The sequence below is a fragment of the Pseudoxanthomonas spadix BD-a59 genome, assembly GCF_000233915.3.
GTDB lineage: Bacteria > Pseudomonadota > Gammaproteobacteria > Xanthomonadales > Xanthomonadaceae > Pseudoxanthomonas_A > Pseudoxanthomonas_A spadix.
In genome coordinates this window covers 1,912,048-1,931,798 of sequence record NC_016147.2, presented here as the reverse complement: position 1 = coordinate 1,931,798, position 19,751 = coordinate 1,912,048, and the positions used below count along the sequence as shown (strand labels likewise).

The window sequence follows — 19,751 nt, the reverse complement described above, 5'->3', positions numbered from 1 at the left end:
GGCACGGGCGTTTGGCGACGGTCGCAGTAGGCGGGCGATTTTTTCTCAGCCTCTCAGGCGGCCGGCACGATCTGGTCGAAGCTGGTCACCCGCCGATGGCCGTTGGTTTCCTGCGCGCTGCGCGGCTGCGGGTAGTCCTCGACCCGATCCACCAGCACGGTCTGCAGCCCGGCCTGGCGCGCGGCGTCCAGCTCGGCCACCACGTCGGACAGGAACAGGATCTCGCCCGCCGCCACGCCAATGCGCTCGACGATCCGTGCATAGCTGGTGCGCTCGCGCTTGCCGCCCACTTCGGTATCGAACCAGCCGGAAAACAGCGGGGTCAGGTCGCCAGCCTCGCAGTGGCCGAACAGCAGCTTCTGCGCGGCCACCGAGCCGGAGGAGTACACGTACAGCGCCAGGCCTTCGGCGTACCAGCGCTGCAGCGCCTGGACCGCGTCGGGATACATGTGCGCGGTGAACTCGCCCTCGCGGTAGCCCGCTTCCCAGATCAGGCCCTGCAATGCCTTGAGCGCGGTGTGCTTGCGGTCCTGGTCGATCCAGTCCTGCAGCGCCGCCACGATCGCCTGGTCGTCGGCCGCCCCGGTTTCGGCCGCGACCGCATCCAGCAGCGCGCGCACCTGCGGCTGGCCGCCGTGCGCGGCGACGAATGCCGGCAGCGCGCGCCGGGCGTAGGGAAACAGCACGTCCTTGACGAAGGAAATGCTGCTGGTGGTGCCCTCGATGTCGGTGAGGATCGCCAGGACGACGGTGCCCATCAGCCCGGCTGGCCCGGGGTGTAGCGCGGGAAGCGCGCGGCAATGCTCTCGCCGGTGAAATGCCCGACCCAGCCATCGGGCTCGGTGAAGAAGCGGATCGCCACGAAGCTGGGCTCAGGCCCCATGTCGAACCAGTGCCTGGTGCCGTCGGGCACCGCGATCAGGTCGTTGCGCACGCACTCGATCTCGTAGACCTTGTCGTCCACGTGCAGGGTGAACAGGCCCGAGCCGGCGACGAAGAAGCGCACTTCGTCCTCCTTGTGGTAGTGCTCGTCCAGGAACTTGGTCCGCAGCTCGGCGCGCTTGGGGTTGTCCGGGGCGATGCTCATCACGTCCACCGACTTGAAGCCGCGCGCGTTCACCAGGCGGTCGATGTCGGCGCGGTAGGCCTCCATCACTTCCTCGGGCGTGGCGCCGGGAGCGACTTCCTTGGAGGCCTGCCAGCGCTCGAACAGCACCCCGATTTTCTTCAGTTCGGCGGCGATCAGGTCCGGGTCGTTGCTGGCCAGCAGCGGCGTGGCCGGGTCGGCGTGGTCGAAGATGCGAAGACGGCTCATGGCAGGTTCCTGGCGAAGGCGAAAACCGGTGCAAAGGGTAGCAAGTGCAAACTGCCGACAACGTTGCCACGGTGCAACGCTGCGGCCGGACCTCAGGTGCGACAGCCGAGCTTGCGCAGTTCCAGCTCGCAGTGGAGCAGGAACTCGAAGGCTTCCAGGTGGCGGCGGGCTTGGGCCATGTCCCGGCCCCACGCATACAGGCCGTGGCCATCGATCAGGTAGCCCCACAGGGGTTGCTGGTCCAGCAGCGCATCGACCTGGGCGGCCAGCACCTTCATGTTCTGGGTGTTGGCAAAGACCGGCACATCCACCGCCGCCTCGTGGGTGCTGTTGCCGTGGAAGGCCTTGAGCAGCTCGTAGCCTTCCAGGCGGACCTGGCCGGCGCCGGCGTACAGGCGTGAGGCGATGGTCTGCACCGGCGAATGGGTGTGCAGCACGCAGCCGACCTGCGGCAGGCGCTGGTACAGCCGGGTGTGCAGCAGGGTCTCGGCCGAGGGGCGCTGGTCGCTGGCCACCGGCGTGCCTTGCAGATCCACCACCATGATGTGCTCGCGGCCCATGCGGCCCTTGTCCGCGCCGGAGACGGTGATTGCCACATGGCCATCGTCCAGGCGTCGGGAAAAGTTGCTGCTGGTGGCCGGGGTCCAGCCAAGGGCGGCCAGTTCGGCCACGTTGGTGGTGATCTCCTCGGCCAGCACAGCCAGGCGCGCGGCATCGTAGGGCAGGGCGTTCATGGCTCGATTTTACCCGGATACAGAAACGGCGCGGGTGAGCGCGCCGTTTTTGCTTCCCCGTGTGCAGGCCGTTGACCGATCAGGCCTGCGGACCCTCGTGGAAGACCGGCTCCGGCGGCATGCCCTCGCCGTCTTCCGCCGGCTCGTTGCCCGGGATCATGTGGCTGCGCCTGTAGCCGTACAGGTAGTACACCACCAGGCCGATCGCTGCCCAGATGAAGAACAGGGCGATGGTGTAGCCGGACAGGTTCACGAACAGCAGCAGGCAGCCGGCGATGGCCAGGATGCAGATCGGCCAGGCAAACGGGGTGCGGAACGGACGCGGGCGGTTGGGTTGCTTGACCCGCAGGATCAGCACGCCCAGCGCCACCATGATGAAGGCGAACAGCGTGCCCGAGTTGGAGATGTCGGCCAGCATCCCGACCGGGAACATCGCGCCGAACAGGGCCACGAACACGCCGGTGATCATGGTGATGATGTGCGGGGTGTGGAACCTCGGGTGCACCTTGGACAGCCGGGCCGGCAGCAGGCCATCGCGCGACATGGTGAAGAAGATGCGGGTCTGGCCGTAGATCATCATCAGGATCACGGTCGGCAGGGCCAGCGCGGCGACGATGCCGATGGCATTGCCGACCTTGCTCCAGCCCAGGACGCGCAGCACGTGGGCCAGCGGCTCATGGCTGCAGACCAGCGCCTGGGCGTGCTGGGGCAGGGCGCAGGCCGCGGCGAACTCCTTGCTGCCGGGGGCGAGGGCGGCACCGGTGGCGTCGAACAGCGGCTGGGCGCCCATCGAACCGACCGCGCCATAGCCGACCAGCATGTAGAAGATGGTGCAGATCACCAGCGAGCCGATCAGCCCGATCGGGATGTTGCGGTTCGGGTTCCTGGTTTCCTCGGCCGCGGTGGAGACCGCGTCGAAGCCCACGTAGGCAAAGAAGATCGACGCGGCCGCGCCCAGCACGCCCACCCCGCCCATCGGGCTGCCCCAGCCGGTCGGCAGGAACGGCTGGAAGTTGCTGTCCTGCGAGGCCGGCACCGCGATGGCAATGAAGGTGATCAGGGCGATGATCTTCAGGGTGACCAGCACCGCGTTGACCCAGGCGCTCTTGCTGGTGCCCAGCACCAGCAGGCCGGTGATCAGCAGCGCGATGCCACAGGCCAGCAGGTTGAACACGCCGCCGGCCTGCGGGCCGGCCTTCATGGCCATGGGCAATCCGTAGCCGGCACTGTCGAGCAGCCCGTTCATGTAGCCGGACCAGCCCACCGCGACCGCGCCGGCGGCCACCGCGTATTCCAGGACCAGCGCCCAGCCCACGATCCAGGCCAGCAGTTCGCCCAGCACGCCGTAGGTGTAGGTGTAGGCCGAGCCGGCGACCGGGACCATGGCGGCCAGTTCGGCGTAGGCCAGCGCCGCCAGGGCGCAGACGATCGCGGCGATGACGAAGGCGATCATCAGGCCGGGGCCTGCTTTCTGGCCCGCCTCTGCGGTCAACACGAAGATGCCGGTGCCGATCACGGCGCCGATGCCCAGCATGGTCAGCTGGAACGCACCGAGCTGGCGCGTGAGCGCCTTCTTCTCGGCGGTGGCGAGGATTTTCTCAAGCGGCTTGACGCGCCAGAACAGCATCGCGGATTTCCCCAGAAGGTTAAGAGCGGAAAGGACCCGCTTGCCCCCTCGGCGCGCGGATACGGCCGCTGAACCTTACCCGGCATACTGTCGGTTGCACAAGTTACCTTGCGCCCATGGCCAGCCGGTGACAATGGCGCGGCCCGCTTCCTCGCGAGACCCGTGATGCCCGACATCCTCCGCGCGCGCCTGGCGGCGCAGCTTGACGACTATTTCCGCCGCTGGCCGGCCGAGCAGGCCGACCGTGCCGGGTTTTGCGAACTGCTCGGGCAGGCCGATCCCTTCGTGCGCGCGCGCCTGGAGGGACATTTCACCGGCTCGGCCTGGCTGGTCTCGGCCGACGGCCAGCGCACCCTGCTGACCCACCACTGCAAGCTGGACCGCTGGCTGCAGCCGGGCGGCCATGCCGACGGCGATCCGGACCTGGCCCGGGTCGCCTTGACCGAGGCGCTGGAAGAGTCGGGCATCGTTGGGTTGCGGGTGGACGGGCAGGCGATCTTCGACCTGGACCGGCACTGGATCCCCGCACGCGGGGACGTGCCGGGCCACTGGCATTTCGATGTGCGCTACGTGGTCCATGCCATGGACCGCGAGGACTACGTGGTCGGCGAGGAATCGCACGATCTGGCCTGGCGGCCGGTGGGCGAGGTGGCCCAGGCGCAGGACCGGTCGCTGCGGCGCATGGCGCGCAAGTGGCTCAAGCGCCAGGCGATTACGGCTGTCGATTGACGTGGGAGCGGCCATGGCGGCGATGCAGCTGTACCGGTGAAGCGCCATCGCCGCTGTAGCGGCTCCCACGGGCAGGAGATGTCGCGATACATCGCGAGATTGCCCGGCCGCCGCGGCCGTCGGGCAAGCGCAGGACTCAATACAGGGTGCGCACCCGCAAGGTGCCATCGATCGCGGCCAGCGCATCCTTCAACACGGTGGTCTGCGCCTCGGTGGCGGTGACGTCGATCACCACGTAACCCACCTGCGCATCGGTGCGCAGGAACTGGCCGTCGATGTTGATGCCCTGGTCGCGGAACACGTCGTTGATCTGCGACAGCACGCCGGGCACGTTGCGGTGGATGTGCAGGATGCGGCGGCTGCCTTCGTGGCCGGGCAGGGTGACTTCGGGGAAGTTCACCGCCGACAGGGTGCTGCCGTTGTCGCTGTAGCGCACCAGCTTGGCGGCGACCTCGATGCCGATGTTGTCCTGCGCTTCCAGGGTGCTGCCGCCCACGTGCGGGGTCAGGATCACCTGGTCCAGGCCGGCCAGCGGCGACACGAATACATCGCCGTTGCCCTTGGGCTCGACCGGGAACACGTCCACCGCCGCGCCGCCGAGATGGCCTGACCTGAGCGCTTCGGCCAGGGCATCGATGTCCACCACCGTGCCGCGCGAGGCGTTGATCAGGTGCGCGCCCTTCTTCATCGCGGCGATCTGGGCGGCGCCGAACATGTCCCTGGTCGCCGCGGTTTCCGGCACGTGCAGGGTGACCACGTCCGCGCGCTGCAGCAGGTCTTCCAGGCTCAGCGCCGGGCTGGCGTTGCCCAGCGAGAGCTTGGTTTCGATGTCGTGGAAGATCACCTTCATGCCCAGCGACTCGGCCAGCACCCCGACCTGGGTGCCGATGTGGCCATAGCCGATGATGCCCAAGGTCTTGCCGCGCACTTCATGGCTGCCGGCGGCCGACTTGGACCAGCCGCCGCGATGGCACTGCGCGTTTTTCTGCGGGATGCCGCGCATGAGCATGATCGACTCGGCGATGACCAGTTCGGCCACGCTGCGGGTATTGGAATAGGGCGCGTTGAACACCGGGATGCCGGCCAGCTCGGCCGCCTCGGTGTCCACCTGGTTGGTGCCGATGCAGAAGCAGCCCACCGCGATCAGCCGGCGCGCGTGCGAGAGCACCTCGGCGGTCAGCTGGGTGCGCGAACGGATGCCGACGATGTGCGCCTCGGCGATGCGCGCCTTGAGTTCCTCTTCGGGCAGCGACTTGGTGTGGAATTCGATCTGGCTGTAGCCGGCAGCGGTGAAGGTGTCCACCGCGGTCTGGCTGACGCCTTCCAGCAGCAGCACGCGGATGTCTTGCTTCGGGAACGAGGTCTTCTTCGTCATGGACGTTGCAGTGGGGGTGCCAAGCGGGGCGCCACTATGCCAGATGCCCGGCGCGCAGGCGTGCTGGGTCGGCTGGACGTGGCGTTGCGCTGCTGGCACGCTGGCACACCTTCGATCTGCCGCGGTTTCACGCGCAACTTTCATGAGCCATTCCCTGCTGGATTCCCTGCATGCGGCGGTGCCGGCGCTGCGCCTGAAGACCGACCCTGGCGACCTGGAGCACTACGGCCGCGACTGGACCCGGCGCTGGACGCCCAATCCGCTGGCCATTGCGCTGCCGGGCAGCGTCGAGGAAGTCCAGGCGGTGATGCGCTGGGCCAGCGAACAGGCCGTCAAGGTCGTGCCCTCCGGCGGCCGCACCGGGCTCTCCGGTGGCGCGGTGGCCGCCAACGGCGAGCTGGTGCTCAGCCTGGAACGCCTGAACAAGCCGCTGTCCTTCGACCGCGTGGATCGCACGCTCACCGTGCAGGCCGGCATGCCGCTGCAAGCCGTGCACGAGGCGGCGCGCGAGCAAGGCCTGGTGTATCCGGTCGACTTCGCCGCGCGCGGCTCCTGCTCGATCGGCGGCAACATCGCCACCAATGCCGGCGGCATCCACGTGATCCGCTACGGCAACACGCGCGAGTGGATTGCCGGGCTCAAGGTCGTCACCGCCAGTGGCGAACTGCTCGACCTCAACCGCGCGCTGGTCAAGAACTCCAGCGGCTACGACCTGCGCCAGCTGATGATCGGCTCGGAAGGCACCCTGGGCATCGTGGTCGAGGCCACGCTGCGGCTGACCGATCCACCGCCGCCGAGCAACGTGATGCTGCTGGCGCTGCCGAGCTTCGAGGTGTTGATGGAAGTGTTCGCCGCCTTCCGCCAGCGCCTGCAGCTGGAGGCATTCGAGTTCTTTACCGACATCGCGCTCAGGCATGTGCTGGCGCACGGCGCGGCCAAGCCGTTCGAAGAGGTCCATCCGTATTACGTGGTCACCGAGTTCGCGATCGGCGATGAGGCCGGGGAGGCCGCGGTGATGGCCGCGTTCGAGGACTGCATGGCGCACGGCTGGGTCAGCGACGGGGTGATCAGCCAGTCCGATGCCCAGGCCCGGCAGCTGTGGCGCCTGCGCGAAGACATCACCGAGGCGCTGGCGCCGCACGTGCCGTACAAGAACGACGTGTCGGTGCGGATCTCGCAGATGCCGGTATTCCTGGCCCAGACCATGCAGCTGCTCGGTGAGGCCTATCCGCATTTCGAGGTGGTGTGGTTTGGCCACATCGGCGACGGCAACCTGCACATCAACGTGCTCAAACCGGCCGGCATGGCGCAGGCCGATTTCGTGCGCGACTGCGAGCAGGTCACCAGGTTGCTGGCCCAGGTGCTCAAGCGCCATGGCGGCAGCATCTCGGCCGAACACGGCATCGGCCTGGTCAAGAAGGCCTACCTGGACAGCACCCGCAGCCCGGCCGAGATCGCGCTGATGCGCGGCATCCGCCAGGCGATGGACCCGGCCGGCCTGCTCAACCCCGGCAAGCTGTTCGACCCCTGAGCGTGCGCCGCGCAGGGGCGGTGGCAGCGGGCTGACCAGCCGCGCCGTGGCACGGCGCTGTGCCGGGGCTGCGCCAGAAACCGGGTCCGGATCAGTCCGCGCGCCCGCCGAACTCGCCGGTGGTGGTGTTGATCAGGATGCGCTCGCCGGTGGTGATGTACTCGGGCACCATGATCTCGATGCCGGTGCTGAGCCTGGCCGGCTTGGGGCGCTTGGTGGCGGTGCCGCCCTTGAGCTCGGGCGGGGTTTCGACCACTTCCAGGGTCACGTGCTGGGGCAGCTGCAGGGCCACGGGCTGCTCGTCGATGACCTGCACGTAGCTGCCGGCCAGGCCTTGGCTGATGTAGCCGGCGGCGTCGCCGATCACCTCGGCATCCAGCGTGTACGGGGTGTAGTCCTCGTCATCCAGGAACACGAACGCCTCGCCATCCATGTACGAGAAGGTGGCCTGGCGACGCAGCAGTTCCACCTCCGGCAGGTTGTCATCGGCGTCGAAGCTGGCATCGAGCTTGGTGCCGCCCGGCACGCTGTACATGATGAAACGGAAGCGCACATTGCCGCCGCGGCCCTGCGGGGACGAGCGTTCGATGTCGCGGATCTGGTAGATGCCGTTGTTGTACTCGACGACGTTGCCTTTCTTGATGTCGGCAGCCTTCATGGGTTGATCGCTTGTGTGGTTGTCAAAGGAATCCGGGGTGGGAGCGGCATTTATCCCCTTTTCGGGAACATGTTCGGGGGCATGCCCGCCAGAGGCTTTACCGGGCAAGCCCCATCGCGGCCCTGCGGTCCGCTCCTACCGGGGCGCCAGCCGCACCGCGCCGTCCAGGCGGATGGTTTCGCCATTGAGGTAACGGGAGGCCAGGATGAAGGCCACTGTATCGGCGTATTCGTCCGGCCGGCCCAGGCGCGAAGGGAAGGGGATCGAGGCGGCCAGCGACTGCTGCACGGCTCCGGGCATGCCATCGACCATCGGTGTCCAGAAGATGCCCGGGGCGATGGTCATCACCCGCACGCCAAAGCGCGCCAGCTCGCGCGCCATCGGCAGGGTCATGCTGACCACGCCACCTTTTGAGGCGGCATAGGCGGCCTGGCCGATCTGGCCCTCGAAGGCGGCCACCGAGGCGGTGTTGATGATCACCCCGCGCTCGCCATCTTCGCCCGGGTCATTGTGCTGCATCAGGTTGGCTGCGGCCTTGGCCACGTTGAAGCTGCCGACCAGGTTGACCAGCACCGTGTTACGGAAGGCGCTCAGTGGCATCGGGCCGTCCTTGCCCAGCATGCGGCCGGAGCCGAGGATGCCGGCGCAGTTCACCGCCACGTTGACCGTGCCCATGAACTCGTGCGCGGCGCTCAAGGCGGCCGCGACCACGGTCTCGTCGGTGACATCGGTGCAGATGTAGCGCGCATGGGCGCTGCCCAGTGCGGCCACGGCCGCATCGCCTCTGTCATCGTTGACGTCCAGCAGCGCGACCTGGCCGCCGCCGGCCACGATGCGCTGCGCGGTGGCCAGGCCCAGGCCGGAAACGCCGCCGGTGATCACGGCACGGGTGTCGGACAGGTGCATGGCAACTCCTTGGGCAGGAAGGAAGGCGGACATTTTACGGGAAGCAAGTGCAGCGCCTGGCCCGCTGCGGGCGCCGGCAGCCGTGACGGGGTGGTCAGAGCGTCAGCAGGTACCAGCGGTCGCAGCCGCCGTGACCGGTGGCACCCAGCGGTGCCTCCAGGCGACTGAAGCCGGTCTTCCGGTACAGGCGCATGGCCGCGTCCATGCCGTCCAGGGTTTCCAGATAGCACTGGGCGAAGCCAAGGCCGCGCGCGGCCTGCAGGCAGGTCTGGATCATCGCCGTGCCGGCGCCCAGCCCGCGGGCCTGGGGCAGGAAGTACATCTTGCGCAGCTCGCAGATGTCCTGGCTGCCGCCTTCCAGCGGTGCCACGCCAGCGCCGCCCAGGACCACGCCCCCCGCCTGCGCGGGGGCAGGCTTGCGTTCGACCACGAAATAGGCGCAGCGCGGCCGCGCGTAGGCGCGGCTGAGCCAGTCCACCTCCGGGTCGTGGATCGCAAAGCCGGCGCCGCATGCGCCGAACTCGGGCATCACGGTGCGGATGATCGCGGCCATGGCGGCATCGTCGCCGGGGCCGATGGGACGGATCTGCAGGGCTGTGGACATTTTTGGATGTGCGCAGGAAAAGTGGCGCGCGCATGGTATGACAGCGCCGGTGCCACGCCGTCCCGTGCGGTGGATTGGCAAAAGCCGCCGGCGTGTGAAGGGGTGCTACTATTGAGAACTGTTTTCATTTGAGCTCGCTCGCGTGATGCTGTCCGAACTGCCCAGGCGCACCCAGGCCATCGTCGACTCGGTCCAGGACCGCGGCCCCAACGACACCATCGCCCGTCGCCTGCGCGAGCTGGGGTTCGTTTCCGGCGAACCGGTGGAAGTGGTCGCGCGCGGGCCGATCGGCGCCGACCCGATCCTGGTCCAGATCGGCTTCACCCGCTTCGCCCTGCGCCGCAGCGAGGCCGGGCGGGTGCGCCTGCGCGACGGAGAACCGGCATGAACGCCATCGCTGCCGCGCCGCGCCTGGCGCTGATCGGCAATCCCAACTGTGGCAAGACCGCGCTGTTCAACCTGCTCACCGGCAGCCGACAGAAGGTGGCCAACTACGCCGGCGTCACCGTCGAGCGCAAGGAAGGCCGCTTCAACGGCGCCAGCGGCCAGGGCTACGTGCTGCTGGACCTGCCCGGCGCCTACAGCCTCAACGCGGCCAGTCTGGACGAGGCCATCACCCGCGACCTGTGCCGTGGCTTCCTGCCCGGCGAGCCGGCGCCGGATGCACTGGTGTGCGTGGTCGATGCCACCAACCTGCGCCTGAACCTGCGCTTCGTGCTGGAAGTGCTGCGCCTGGGCCGGCCGGTGATCCTGGCGATCAACATGGCCGATGCGGCCCGGCGTCGCGGCATCGGCATCGACCTGGCTGTCCTGCAGCGCGAGCTGGGCATCCCGGTGGTGGAAACCGTCGCGGTGCGCGCCAACGGCGCCCGGGCGCTGCTGGAACAGATCGACCGGGTCGTGGCCAACCCGCAGCCGCCGGCCAGGGTGTTGCCCGACGATGCCGACCTGCACGCCGAAACCCGCCGCCTGCTGGCGCTGGCGGTGACCATGCCGACCCGCACCGCGCGCGTGGACGACGCCCTGGATCGCTGGCTGCTGCATCCGGTGTTCGGCCTGGTGGCGCTGGCGCTGGTGATGTTCCTGATCTTTCAGGCCGTCTACGCCTGGGCCACCCCGCTGATGGACGCCATCGACGCGGCCACCGGCTGGCTGGGCGCGTGGGTCGGTGGGGTGCTGCCCGAAGGTCCGCTCAACAGCCTGCTCACCGACGGCATCATCGCCGGCCTGGGCGGGGTGATCGTGTTCCTGCCGCAGATCCTGATCCTGTTCGCCTTCATCCTGGCGCTGGAGGAATCGGGCTACCTGCCGCGCGCGGCGTTCCTGCTGGACCGGACGATGGCTGCCGCCGGCCTGTCCGGGCGCTCGTTCATCCCGCTGCTGTCCAGCTTCGCCTGCGCGGTGCCGGGGATCATGTCCACCCGCTCGATCCAGGATCCGCGCGACCGCCTGGCCACGATCCTGGTGGCGCCGCTGATGACCTGTTCGGCGCGGCTGCCGGTGTACGCGCTGCTGATCGGGGCGTTCATCCCGCAGCAGAAGGTCTGGGGCGTGTTCAACCTGCAGGGGCTGGTGCTGTTCGCGCTGTACTTTGCCGCGATCATCAGCGCGCTCATGGTGTCGTGGGTGATGAAGCGCTGGCGCCGCGACAAGGGCGAACACGCGCTGCTGCTGGAGCTGCCGTCCTACCGCATCCCGCACCTGCGTGACCTGGGCATCGGCCTGTACGAGCGGGCGATGATCTTCCTCAAGCGCGTGGGCGGCATCATCCTGGCCCTGACCGTGCTGCTGTGGGTGCTGCTGTCCTTCCCCGGCGCACCGGCCGACGCCACCCTGCCAGCGATCGACTACAGCTTCGCCGGTCGCATCGGCCACGCCATGACCACCGTGTTCGCGCCGCTGGGCTTCAACTGGCAGATCTGCATCGCGCTGATCCCTGGGCTGGCCGCGCGCGAAGTGGCGGTATCCTCGCTGGCCACCGTCTATGCGCTGTCCGGCGACGATGACGCGGCCGCACAGGCGCTGTTGCCGCTGATCCATGACGGCTGGTCGCTGGCCACCGGGCTGTCGCTGCTGGTCTGGTACATCTACGCACCAATGTGCCTGTCCACCCTGGCCACGATCAAGCGCGAGACCAATTCCTGGAAGCGCATGGCGGCCGCGGCCGGCTATCTGTTCGCGCTGGCCTACATCGCCTCGCTGGTGACCTACCAGGTGGCCGTGGCCCTGGGAGCTGGCTGATGCAACTGAGCCTGCTGCTGCAGTACGGGGTGATCGCCCTGGCCGCGCTGGTCAGTGCCTGGGTGGTGGCCAACAAGCAGTTCCCCACGGCGATGCGCAGGCTGCGCCTCTGGCTGGCGCTGCCGTTGGTGCGCGAAGGCCGCCCCGCCTGGATACGCAAGCTGGGCTCGCGTATCGCCCCGGCAGCGACCGGTGGTGCCGGGGCCTGTGGTGGCTGCAGCAGCTGCGGGCCCTCGAGCCGGGTCAGCGGCAAGCGCTGATCGAACACGAAAAGGGCCGTACCGCGGCCCCTCTGGGTTCGTTTCGTGTTCGCTCGTCGGCTGTCGGATCCCAGTCAGGACAGCCGCCGCTTGCCGCGCGGCGCGGTCGCGCCGGTATGCGGGAACATCTCCACCGCCAGCGAAAACGTGCGCTGCTCGCCCGCGCGCAGGGCGCCCACGCCCACCACGTGGCGATCCAGTTCCTGCCCGCGCTGGTCGCGGATGACCACCACGGCGGTGTATTCGTAGGCATCGGCACCGTGCGGATGACGCACCGTGCCTTCCACCTTCAGCGGGACCAGGCGCTCGGCTTGGCGCTTGTTCACGGCGGCAGAATCGTCGAAGCGCAGGTGGTGCCTGCACGACGGACACACCGCCGCGGTCTCCAGGATCGTGGCCTTGCAGTGCGGACAGGCGCGGGTGGCGCCTGCCGTGCCGGGACGGGCATTGCTCACGCCGCGTCGCTGTCCTTCTTCCTGTCGTTGCCTTCACCGCCGACATCGGCCTGGCCGCGCAAGCGCGCACCGGAAGCCACGGTCAGTGTGTTGGCCTTGACGTCCCCGATCAGCGCGCCCGAGGCGAGCAGTTCCACCTGCTTGGCGGCCTCGATGTTGCCTTCCAGCTCGCCGGCGATGATGACCTTGTCGGCCTTGACCCCGCCACTGAGCCTGGCGCCCTGTTCGATGGTCAGATCGCCCTGCACGTTGACGTCGCCCTTGAACTTGCCGGCAATGCGCACATGGCCGGTGCCCTCGATCTTGCCCTCGATGGTCAGGTCCGAGGCGATCAGCGATTCCTTGATCGCAGCCGCGGCCGGGCGTGCCGTTGCCAGGGCTGGCGTCGGCACGGGCGTGGCGGCGATCGGTTCGGGCGCAAAGGGCGCTGGAGCTGGCCCATCGCGCAGCGGAGCAGGGTCGGCGGGCGGCGGTGTGGCGTCCTTCTTGCCGGACAACTGGTCTTTCCACATGGACATGTCGCAGGTTCTCCAGGGCGGGGCAAACGGGAAATATCACGGTAAACGCCGCATCAGCGCTGTGACCGACTGCACGATCAGCCATTCGCATCATGCCATCGCATCCAGATCCTGGCGCGCCGGGGCGGCACGTGCATGGCAATGCGCGGCAATGCCCCGCCTGGCGGCGTGTCTTCAGCGCGCCAGAAAGAAAAAGGGTCCGTTCGATGCGGACCCTTTCCCTTCCAGATAACGGTGGCCCGCGCGCTTATTGCTTGGCGGCGTCGTCGGCTTCCGCGGACACCTCGGCGGCCTTGTCGGCGGTGGCGTCGGCGCCTTCGGACACGGCCGCAGCGGCATCGGCAGTGGCCGACTGGGCGGCGTTCTCGGTGTTCTCGGCGGCGGTGCTGGCAGCGTCGGCGGCTTCGCTGGCGGCAGCCGAGGCCTTGTTGGCGGCTTCGTCGGTGGCAGCGGCGGCCTGGTCGGCAGCGGCGGCGGCATCGTCGGCAGCGCTGGAGGCGGTGGCCGAAGCGGCGTCCTGGGTCTTCTGCGAGCAGGCGCCAAGGGCCAGCACGGCGGCGATCAGCACGAGGTTGAGCTTGTTGGTCATGAGGTTTCCCTTCAAAAATATGGAATGGGTGGGTCGTTGATGCCGCACTGGCCGCAAGAACGGCGCCAGACACGGCAGCGCGCGGATTCTACAGAGCGCCAGGTCAATTGAAAGTCGCCCGTGAAGCGGCGCATCAGGCGCCGCGCATGAAAAAAGGACCGCCGGTTGCCCGGCGATCCTTTCGATCCATCCCAGTGGAAGCGTGGACGCTCCCGCGCGAGGGGTTACTTCTGGTCAGCCTCAGAGGCAGCCTTCTCAGCCGTGTCAGCGGCATCCTGGGCGGTGTCCTTGGCGGTTTCGGCGGTCTCGGCAGCGGTGTCGGCAGCGTCATCCGTGGTCGCAGCGCCGGCGTCGGCAGCAGCGCTGGCAGCGGTGTCGGCAGCGGTGGCGGCGGTGTCGGCAGCGGCCTGGGCCGAGTCGGCGGTCGGGGTGCTGGCAGCGGTGTCGGCAGCAGCCTGCGCCTCGGTGGCCGCCTGCTGTGCGTCAGTCGATGCGTCGGCAGCCTGTTCCGGCTTCGAGCAAGCGGCCAGGGCCAGGCCCATTGCCAGCGCGATCAGCGTCTTGTTGATGCTCATTTGGTAAATCCTCGTCGATAAGTTTGGCAACGCGCAGTCTGCGCGCCGGGCGACATCATGACTATCCGGTTTCCACTGTCAAGCATTGACTGGCATGCGGCTCATGTTCGTCAACTTTGCGTTAAAGACCGGAAACCTCGTCAGATCAGTTCCAGCGCAATGGCCGTGGCTTCGCCCCCGCCGATGCAAAGCGACGCGATGCCACGGCGCTTACCCTGCACGCGCAGGGCGTTGATCAGCGTGACGACCAGGCGCGCGCCCGATGCACCGATCGGATGACCCAGCGCGCAGGCACCGCCATGGACGTTGACCTTCTCGCGCGCAATGCCAAGCTCCCTGATCGGGACCATGGCGACCACCGCAAAGGCCTCGTTGATCTCGAACAGGTCCACCTGCTCCACCGACCAGCCGGCCTTTTCCAGCACGCGCTGGATGGCGCCGACCGGGGCAGTGGTGAACCACTGCGGATCCTGCGAGAAGGTCGCGTGCGCCACGATCCGCGCCAGCGGGGTGATCCCGCGCCTGGCTGCCTCGTCCGCACTGAGCAGCAGCGTGGCCGCCGCGCCGTCGGAAATGCTGGAGGAACTGGCCGCGGTCACCGTGCCGTCCTGCTTGAAGGCCGGCTTGAGCGAGGGGATCCTGGCGATGTCCGCCTTGCCGGGCTGCTCGTCGCTGCCGACGCTGACCTCACCCTTGCGGGTGGTCACGGTGAAGGGAACGATCTCGCCTTCAAATGCGCCCGAAGCCTGCGCGGCCCGTGCGCGCTCGACCGAGCCGATCGCGTAGGCGTCCTGGTCCTGGCGACTGAAGCCGTATTTTTCCGCGGTGGCTTCGCCGAACACGCCCATGGCCTGGCCGTCGTACGGGTTGACCAGCCCATCCCAGGACATGTGGTCGATCGCCTTGAAATCGCCGAAGCGGTTGCCCGTGCGCGAATTGGGGATCATGTGCGGCGCGTTGGTCATCGATTCCATGCCACCGGCCACCACGATCTGCGCCGAGCCGGCCTTGATCAGGTCATGCCCCAGCATGATGGTCTTCATGCCCGATCCGCAGACCTTGTTGACCGTGGTGCAGCCGGTCGAGGAGGGAATGCCGGCCGCCAGCGCTGCCTGGCGGGCGGGCGCCTGGCCCAGGTTGGCCGGCAGCACGCAACCCATCAGCACCTCGCTGACGTCGGCCGCCGGCACGCCGGATTGGGCAAGCACCGCGCGGATGGCTGCCGCGCCCAGCTGCGGGGCGGGTACGCCGGTGAACTGGCCAAGGAAGGAGCCAATGGCGGTGCGCTTGGCGGCGGCGATGACGATGTCGCTCATGGGAGATCCTGTTGTCCAGAAGAGGCAACCATTATCCGCCCGCCGCGGAAACGGCGGCAATACGGCCTTCGGCGCGTGGGGGCCTGGTGTGGATCACCAGGTGCTGATCGGCTGGGACCTCAAGTCCTGGGGCAGGGGCCGGGCTGGTGTCTGACGCGGTGAGTACGGCTGAAGCCGCAAGAAGAATGCCGGTTTCAAGGCGCGTTCTTTTGCCAATGCGCGATCAGTGGTCGCCGCGCAGGTGACCCATGTAGCGCGGGGCGGTGCGGCCCAGCGGTAGCTTGAGCTTGCCGATGGCGCCGATGCGTGCCTCGGCGATACGGTCGGCGGCGTACTGCGGAGCGATCTTTTCCTTCTCCGCCAGGTCGAAGATGCGGCCGACGTTGTGGTAGATGTTGCGCATCAGGCGCATGGCGCGCTCGCGGTTGTAACCGTCGATCTCAAGCGACACGTTCATGACGCCACCGGCGTTGACCGCGTAGTCCGGCGCATAGAGGATGCCGCGCCGCATGGCTTCCTCGCCGACCACGTGCGACATCTGGTTGTTGGCGGTGCCGCAGATGATCTTGCTGCGCAGGCGCGGCAGGGTCTCCTGGTTGATCGAGCCTTCCAGCGCGCACGGCGAGAACACGTCGGCCTGGACCTCGTAGATCTCGTCCGGCGACACCGCCTCGGCGCCGCATTCCTCGACCGCGCGCTCGACCAGCGCCGGATTGAGGTCAGTGACGAACAGCTTGGCGCCGCGCTCCCTGAGCAGTTTCACGAACTCCATGCCGATGTGGCCCAGGCCCTGGACCGCATAGCTATACTTGCCGATTTCCTCATTGCCGAAGCGGCGCTGCAGGGTGGCCATCAGGCCTTGCAGGGCGCCGTAGGCGGTGAACGGCGCCGGGTCGCCCGAGCCGCGGTGCACCTGGTGTACGCCGACCACGTATTCGGTTTCGCGGTAGACGTATTCCATGTCGTTGACGTCGGTGCCGACGTCCTCGGCGGTGATGTAGCGACCGCCCAGCGAATCGACATAGCGTCCGAGCATGCGGAACAGCGCTTCGGTCTTGTCCCGGCTCGGGTCGCCGATGACCACCGCCTTGCCGCCGCCGACGTTGAGGCCGGCCAGGGCGTTCTTGTAGGTCATCGTGCGACTCAGCCGCAGCGCGTCGTGCAAGGCCGCATCGGTGCTGGCGTAGGGGCGCATGCGCATACCGCCCAGGGCCGGTCCGAGCACCGTGCTGTGGATGGCGATGATCGCCTTCAGGCCCGCGTCGGGATTGTGGCAGAACACCACCTGCTCGTGGCCTGAGCTATCGAGTGTTTCAAAGAGCATGTGGGGTGGGCTCCAGATTCCGCGCGAGGCCGCAGTTGCGGACCATCGTTTGGAGCGTTTCATAAGTTACTGAAACGCAAAACAAAAAAGAAACCGCCCGGGTGCAGGCGGCGACCTCGCACAGGCACAGTCTAACGATACGCGCCGTGTGCGTTGGCAGGGCGGCGTGAGGCCTGAATCGGGAGCGCGATTCAGGCTCCTGGGCGATGGTCATATCGCGCGCTGGTGCGCGCGAGGGCTGGAGCGCGGATCAGCGGTTGACCGCGGCCTGCTGCTGGGTCACCAACGATGGATCGCGCGTGGGGGCTGGGTCGGCCAGTGGGCGCCGGGCCGCTGCCGCGCGGTGTGGTTCGGTACCGGGCCGGGTCGGATCGACGGTGCGGGTGATGGTGTGTTCGTCCCCGTTCTTGATGGCGCGGGAAAGCGGAATTCCGATGGCGAGCAGGACAACGGCAATGACCAGGGTAATCACGACTTTCATGCGGGTCCTCCGGGATGACTGACGGATTCTGCGGTGGGTGGCGCGTGGTGGAATGGCCACCGCGTCCGACTATCCGCCTGCATGGCCGGCTGGTCACGATGCATCGCAGCATCCTGTTTGCAGAAGCACGGGCGGTTCGGAAGTCGGGCCCGCCGCTACGTCATAGGGCCTCGGCAAGGGCGACAGACCGCCCCCGCTGAACAGGGTTCTCAGCCCAGCAACGGACGCTCCAGGCGGCGCAGCCGCGGTGTCGCCATCGGGGTGGTCAGCATGGTGCTCATCACCGCCATCAGCAGCAGCGCGGTAAAGGTGGCGCTGGTGATGATCGCCTTGTCCAGCAGGATGTTGGCGAAGATGATCATGATCAGCGCCTTGGTCTGCAGCAGCCAGCCGATCAGGCTGGCTTCGCCCGGCTTCCACTTCAGGAGTCTGCCGGCAAGGTGTACGCCGGCCAGCTTGCCGGCGACCGCGGCCACCAGCAGGGCCAGCGCCGCCAGGAACACTGCCGCGCCACCGACGTTCCATTCGGTGCGCAGACCGGTGCTGAGGAAGAACACCGGCATCATCACCAGCAGCACGTTGTGGCGCAGGCGGTCCATGTCGGCCTGGTCGAACCAATGCGCATCAATCACCACCCCGGCCAGGAACGCACCGACCATGAAGTGCAGCCCCGACCAGTCCGCGCCGAACGCGCACAGCGCCAGCCAGATCAGCATCACGTACCAGCGGTCGCGCTCGCCGATGGCGCGCATCAGCTTGCGCAACAGCAGGCAGGCCGCAGCAAAGGCGACCAGGAACCCGACCTGGCGGCCGATCCGCTCCCAGTCCACCAGCACCAGCGCCAGCACGCCCCAGATCGCGATGTCGTCCAGGCTGGCGTAACGCAGGATGCGCTGGCCGATCGGGCGGCGCAGGATGTCCAGCTTCTCCATCAGCAGGATCAGGATGGGCAGGGCAGTGACCGCGCAGGCCATGCCCACGCCGGTGACGAACTGCCACGGCCGGCCCTGCAGTCCGATCCAGCCGGGGAAGCGCAGCATGCCCAGCGCAGTCAGGGCGCCGAACACCAGCGGCACGCCCAGCGCCAGGCCTGCGGTGATCCCGCTTTCGCGCCGGTTGGCCCAGGCCTGACTCAGGTCCAGCTCGATCCCGGCGATCAGCACGAACAGCATCACCGCCCAGCCGCCCAGGCCGGTGAGGATCTGCACCACCTGCGGGCTGAACACGAAGTGGTAGTAGCCAGGCAGCACCGCGCCCAGCACGCCTGGACCCAGCACGATGCCGGTGAGGATCTGCACCACCACCAGCGGCGCGAAGTAGTCGGTGCGGCCCAGCCGCCAGATCAGGAACGGAATGCAGAAGATGATCGTCATGGCGATCAGGAACACTTCCATGGTGCTGACAGGATGCATCCGGTGGCAGCCTTCGGTCGGGACCGCTTGGCGCGGCGGGCGCCCATGGTGCCGCATGCCATCGCCGTTGGGCACCGCTTGTGCTGGCGCGCCCGCCCGCTGCGGCAGGAGTCCGGCGAGGCTGGCGCCGCCCGCAAGGCGCGACCCCGGCCGGGCCCGGCGGCCACCGAAGGATGCGACACTATCGGCTCATGCAGCACGGTGTTCCGGCCGGCTGCTTCTTGCACAGGATTCCATGAAGACCCCCAACGGATTGCAGGCGCTGATCGACGATGGCGTCATCGATGAAGTGTTGCGGCCTTTGAAGAGCGGCAAGGAAGCGGCCGTGTACGTGGTGCGCAGCGGCGACCAGGTGCGCTGCGCCAAGGTCTACAAGGACATGGCCCAGCGCAGCTTCCAGCAGCGGGTGCAGTACCAGGAAGGGCGCAAGGTCCGCGGCAGCCGCGAGGCGCGGGCGATGGGCAAGGCCACCCGGTACGGCCGCAAGCAGGCCGAGGTGGCCTGGAAGAACACCGAGGTCGACGCGCTCTACCAGCTGCGCGATGCCGGCGTGCGCGTGCCCGAGCCGTTCGGGTATTTCCACGGCGTGCTGGTGATGGAGCTGGTCACCGATGCCGAAGGGTTTTCCGCCCCGCGTCTGGCCGAGGTGGAACTGGAGCCGGCACAGGCGCGCGAATTTCATCGGATCCTGGTGCGTCAGGTGGTGCTGATGCTGTGCAGTGGCCTGATCCACGGCGACCTGTCGCCGTATAACGTCCTCGTCAACGCCGATGGACCGGTGGTGATCGATTTCCCGCAGGTGGTCAGCGCCGCTGGCAACAATGCCGCGCGCACCATGCTGCTGCGCGACGTCAACAACCTCACCGCCTATCTCGGCCGCTGGGCGCCGGAACTGCTGGAGACCTGGTACGGCGAGGAGATGTGGGCGCTGTTCCAGGCCGGCGAGCTGCGGCCGGACAGCGAACTCAGCGGTCACTTCACCGTCGATGAGTCCAGTGCCGACCTGGACAGCGTGCGCGAGGCGATCAACGAGGCGCGCTTTGAGGCATTGATCCGCCAGCAGGGCCGCCAGGCCGCGGCCGAAGACGACTGACCGCGCCT

At 68.0% G+C, this 19,751-nt stretch carries 22 protein-coding genes; 6 read left to right on the top strand and 16 right to left on the bottom strand.

All coding sequences use genetic code 11. The features are described from left to right. Positions 1-53 precede the first annotated feature (53 nt). From mtnC to DSC_RS08645, 4 genes are all read right to left on the bottom strand, one after another. Entirely contained in the window at positions 54-758 is a 705-nt protein-coding gene (gene mtnC / locus DSC_RS08660; RefSeq protein ID WP_014160785.1) for an acireductone synthase, read from the bottom strand. After that, on the bottom strand, positions 758-1,315 hold the full coding sequence (locus DSC_RS08655; protein ID WP_014160784.1) for a 1,2-dihydroxy-3-keto-5-methylthiopentene dioxygenase: 558 nt from the start codon (positions 1,313-1,315) through the stop codon (positions 758-760). The genes mtnC and DSC_RS08655 overlap by 1 nt, the downstream gene beginning before the upstream one ends. Before the next feature lie 92 nt (positions 1,316-1,407). Next, a complete protein-coding gene (locus tag DSC_RS08650; protein WP_014160783.1) occupies positions 1,408-2,049 on the bottom strand; it encodes a methylthioribulose 1-phosphate dehydratase in 642 nt (213 codons plus the stop codon). Between the two features lie 79 nt (positions 2,050-2,128). After that, the gene (locus DSC_RS08645) at positions 2,129-3,676 is read right to left on the bottom strand and encodes an amino acid permease (protein ID WP_014160782.1); all 1,548 of its coding nucleotides are present in this window, start codon (positions 3,674-3,676) and stop codon (positions 2,129-2,131) included. 108 nt (positions 3,677-3,784) lie between these two features. On the opposite strand from DSC_RS08645, the gene DSC_RS08640 reads away from it, so the two are divergent. Continuing rightward, complete coding sequence (locus DSC_RS08640) at positions 3,785-4,405, top strand: NUDIX hydrolase (protein ID WP_425476590.1); 621 nt, start codon at positions 3,785-3,787, stop codon at positions 4,403-4,405. A 136-nt stretch (positions 4,406-4,541) separates the two neighbouring features. Here the strand turns inward: DSC_RS08640 and serA are convergent, their stop codons facing one another. Continuing rightward, on the bottom strand, positions 4,542-5,780 hold the full coding sequence (gene serA, locus DSC_RS08635) for a phosphoglycerate dehydrogenase (protein WP_014160780.1): 1,239 nt from the start codon (positions 5,778-5,780) through the stop codon (positions 4,542-4,544). A gap of 142 nt (positions 5,781-5,922) precedes the next feature. Between serA and DSC_RS08630 the strand changes: the two genes are divergently transcribed. Further along, positions 5,923-7,311, top strand: coding sequence for an FAD-binding oxidoreductase (locus DSC_RS08630; protein WP_014160779.1), 1,389 nt, complete (start codon positions 5,923-5,925; stop codon positions 7,309-7,311). Between the two features lie 91 nt (positions 7,312-7,402). Here DSC_RS08630 and yeiP read toward each other — a convergent pair whose 3' ends face one another. From yeiP to DSC_RS08615, 3 genes are all read right to left on the bottom strand, one after another. Beyond that, entirely contained in the window at positions 7,403-7,969 is a 567-nt protein-coding gene (gene yeiP / locus DSC_RS08625) for an elongation factor P-like protein YeiP (RefSeq protein ID WP_014160778.1), read from the bottom strand. A gap of 135 nt (positions 7,970-8,104) precedes the next feature. Then, the gene (locus DSC_RS08620; RefSeq protein WP_014160777.1) at positions 8,105-8,875 is read right to left on the bottom strand and encodes an SDR family NAD(P)-dependent oxidoreductase; all 771 of its coding nucleotides are present in this window, start codon (positions 8,873-8,875) and stop codon (positions 8,105-8,107) included. A 94-nt stretch (positions 8,876-8,969) separates the two neighbouring features. After that, a complete protein-coding gene (locus DSC_RS08615) occupies positions 8,970-9,479 on the bottom strand; it encodes a GNAT family N-acetyltransferase (RefSeq protein ID WP_014160776.1) in 510 nt (169 codons plus the stop codon). 142 nt (positions 9,480-9,621) lie between these two features. Between DSC_RS08615 and DSC_RS08610 the strand changes: the two genes are divergently transcribed. From DSC_RS08610 to DSC_RS08600, 3 genes are read left to right on the top strand one after another with little or no spacing between them, the layout of a single operon-like run. Further along, complete coding sequence (locus tag DSC_RS08610; protein ID WP_043290498.1) at positions 9,622-9,867, top strand: FeoA family protein; 246 nt, start codon at positions 9,622-9,624, stop codon at positions 9,865-9,867. Beyond that, positions 9,864-11,720: a ferrous iron transporter B gene (gene feoB, locus DSC_RS08605; RefSeq protein WP_014160774.1), complete on the top strand. Its 1,857-nt coding sequence runs from the start codon at positions 9,864-9,866 to the stop codon at positions 11,718-11,720. The genes DSC_RS08610 and feoB overlap by 4 nt, the downstream gene beginning before the upstream one ends. Then, positions 11,720-11,980, top strand: coding sequence for a DUF6587 family protein (locus tag DSC_RS08600; protein WP_014160773.1), 261 nt, complete (start codon positions 11,720-11,722; stop codon positions 11,978-11,980). Before feoB ends, DSC_RS08600 begins: the two co-directional genes overlap by 1 nt. Positions 11,981-12,054: 74 nt before the next feature. Here DSC_RS08600 and DSC_RS08595 read toward each other — a convergent pair whose 3' ends face one another. From DSC_RS08595 to DSC_RS08560, 8 genes are all read right to left on the bottom strand, one after another. Next, the gene (locus DSC_RS08595; protein WP_014160772.1) at positions 12,055-12,435 is read right to left on the bottom strand and encodes a hypothetical protein; all 381 of its coding nucleotides are present in this window, start codon (positions 12,433-12,435) and stop codon (positions 12,055-12,057) included. Further along, a complete protein-coding gene (locus tag DSC_RS08590; RefSeq protein ID WP_014160771.1) occupies positions 12,432-12,953 on the bottom strand; it encodes a bactofilin family protein in 522 nt (173 codons plus the stop codon). Before DSC_RS08590 ends, DSC_RS08595 begins: the two co-directional genes overlap by 4 nt. Positions 12,954-13,200: 247 nt before the next feature. Then, positions 13,201-13,542 (bottom strand): hypothetical protein, encoded by a 342-nt coding sequence (locus DSC_RS08585; protein ID WP_014160770.1) that lies wholly within the window; start codon positions 13,540-13,542, stop codon positions 13,201-13,203. A 224-nt stretch (positions 13,543-13,766) separates the two neighbouring features. Next, positions 13,767-14,117 carry a hypothetical protein gene (locus tag DSC_RS08580; RefSeq protein WP_014160769.1) on the bottom strand — a complete coding sequence of 117 codons (351 nt, stop codon included), beginning with the start codon at positions 14,115-14,117 and terminating at the stop codon, positions 13,767-13,769. Positions 14,118-14,257: 140 nt separating this feature from the next. Continuing rightward, positions 14,258-15,433 (bottom strand): thiolase family protein, encoded by a 1,176-nt coding sequence (locus DSC_RS08575; RefSeq protein ID WP_014160768.1) that lies wholly within the window; start codon positions 15,431-15,433, stop codon positions 14,258-14,260. Between the two features lie 223 nt (positions 15,434-15,656). Continuing rightward, positions 15,657-16,757: a Glu/Leu/Phe/Val dehydrogenase dimerization domain-containing protein gene (locus DSC_RS08570; protein WP_014160767.1), complete on the bottom strand. Its 1,101-nt coding sequence runs from the start codon at positions 16,755-16,757 to the stop codon at positions 15,657-15,659. 250 nt (positions 16,758-17,007) lie between these two features. Continuing rightward, positions 17,008-17,238: a hypothetical protein gene (locus DSC_RS08565; protein WP_014160766.1), complete on the bottom strand. Its 231-nt coding sequence runs from the start codon at positions 17,236-17,238 to the stop codon at positions 17,008-17,010. Between the two features lie 209 nt (positions 17,239-17,447). Continuing rightward, positions 17,448-18,650: a cation:proton antiporter gene (locus tag DSC_RS08560; RefSeq protein WP_014160765.1), complete on the bottom strand. Its 1,203-nt coding sequence runs from the start codon at positions 18,648-18,650 to the stop codon at positions 17,448-17,450. A 235-nt stretch (positions 18,651-18,885) separates the two neighbouring features. On the opposite strand from DSC_RS08560, the gene DSC_RS08555 reads away from it, so the two are divergent. Then, the gene (locus DSC_RS08555) at positions 18,886-19,743 is read left to right on the top strand and encodes a PA4780 family RIO1-like protein kinase (RefSeq protein ID WP_014160764.1); all 858 of its coding nucleotides are present in this window, start codon (positions 18,886-18,888) and stop codon (positions 19,741-19,743) included. Positions 19,744-19,751: the final 8 nt, after the last annotated feature.

Coding starts and splice junctions, on each gene's coding strand:
- DSC_RS08560 (WP_014160765.1), bottom strand. CDS start 18,650: ATGCATCCTGTCAGCACCATGGAAGTGTTCCTGATCGCCATGACGATC.
- DSC_RS08590 (WP_014160771.1), bottom strand. CDS start 12,953: ATGTCCATGTGGAAAGACCAGTTGTCCGGCAAGAAGGACGCCACACCG.
- feoB (WP_014160774.1), top strand. CDS start 9,864: ATGAACGCCATCGCTGCCGCGCCGCGCCTGGCGCTGATCGGCAATCCC.
- yeiP (WP_014160778.1), bottom strand. CDS start 7,969: ATGAAGGCTGCCGACATCAAGAAAGGCAACGTCGTCGAGTACAACAAC.
- DSC_RS08585 (WP_014160770.1), bottom strand. CDS start 13,542: ATGACCAACAAGCTCAACCTCGTGCTGATCGCCGCCGTGCTGGCCCTT.
- DSC_RS08600 (WP_014160773.1), top strand. CDS start 11,720: ATGCAACTGAGCCTGCTGCTGCAGTACGGGGTGATCGCCCTGGCCGCG.
- DSC_RS08630 (WP_014160779.1), top strand. CDS start 5,923: ATGAGCCATTCCCTGCTGGATTCCCTGCATGCGGCGGTGCCGGCGCTG.
- DSC_RS08655 (WP_014160784.1), bottom strand. CDS start 1,315: ATGAGCCGTCTTCGCATCTTCGACCACGCCGACCCGGCCACGCCGCTG.
- DSC_RS08645 (WP_014160782.1), bottom strand. CDS start 3,676: ATGCTGTTCTGGCGCGTCAAGCCGCTTGAGAAAATCCTCGCCACCGCC.
- serA (WP_014160780.1), bottom strand. CDS start 5,780: ATGACGAAGAAGACCTCGTTCCCGAAGCAAGACATCCGCGTGCTGCTG.
- DSC_RS08570 (WP_014160767.1), bottom strand. CDS start 16,757: ATGCTCTTTGAAACACTCGATAGCTCAGGCCACGAGCAGGTGGTGTTC.
- DSC_RS08620 (WP_014160777.1), bottom strand. CDS start 8,875: ATGCACCTGTCCGACACCCGTGCCGTGATCACCGGCGGCGTTTCCGGC.
- DSC_RS08580 (WP_014160769.1), bottom strand. CDS start 14,117: ATGAGCATCAACAAGACGCTGATCGCGCTGGCAATGGGCCTGGCCCTG.
- DSC_RS08615 (WP_014160776.1), bottom strand. CDS start 9,479: ATGTCCACAGCCCTGCAGATCCGTCCCATCGGCCCCGGCGACGATGCC.
- DSC_RS08565 (WP_014160766.1), bottom strand. CDS start 17,238: ATGAAAGTCGTGATTACCCTGGTCATTGCCGTTGTCCTGCTCGCCATC.
- DSC_RS08650 (WP_014160783.1), bottom strand. CDS start 2,049: ATGAACGCCCTGCCCTACGATGCCGCGCGCCTGGCTGTGCTGGCCGAG.
- DSC_RS08575 (WP_014160768.1), bottom strand. CDS start 15,433: ATGAGCGACATCGTCATCGCCGCCGCCAAGCGCACCGCCATTGGCTCC.
- DSC_RS08555 (WP_014160764.1), top strand. CDS start 18,886: ATGAAGACCCCCAACGGATTGCAGGCGCTGATCGACGATGGCGTCATC.
- mtnC (WP_014160785.1), bottom strand. CDS start 758: ATGGGCACCGTCGTCCTGGCGATCCTCACCGACATCGAGGGCACCACC.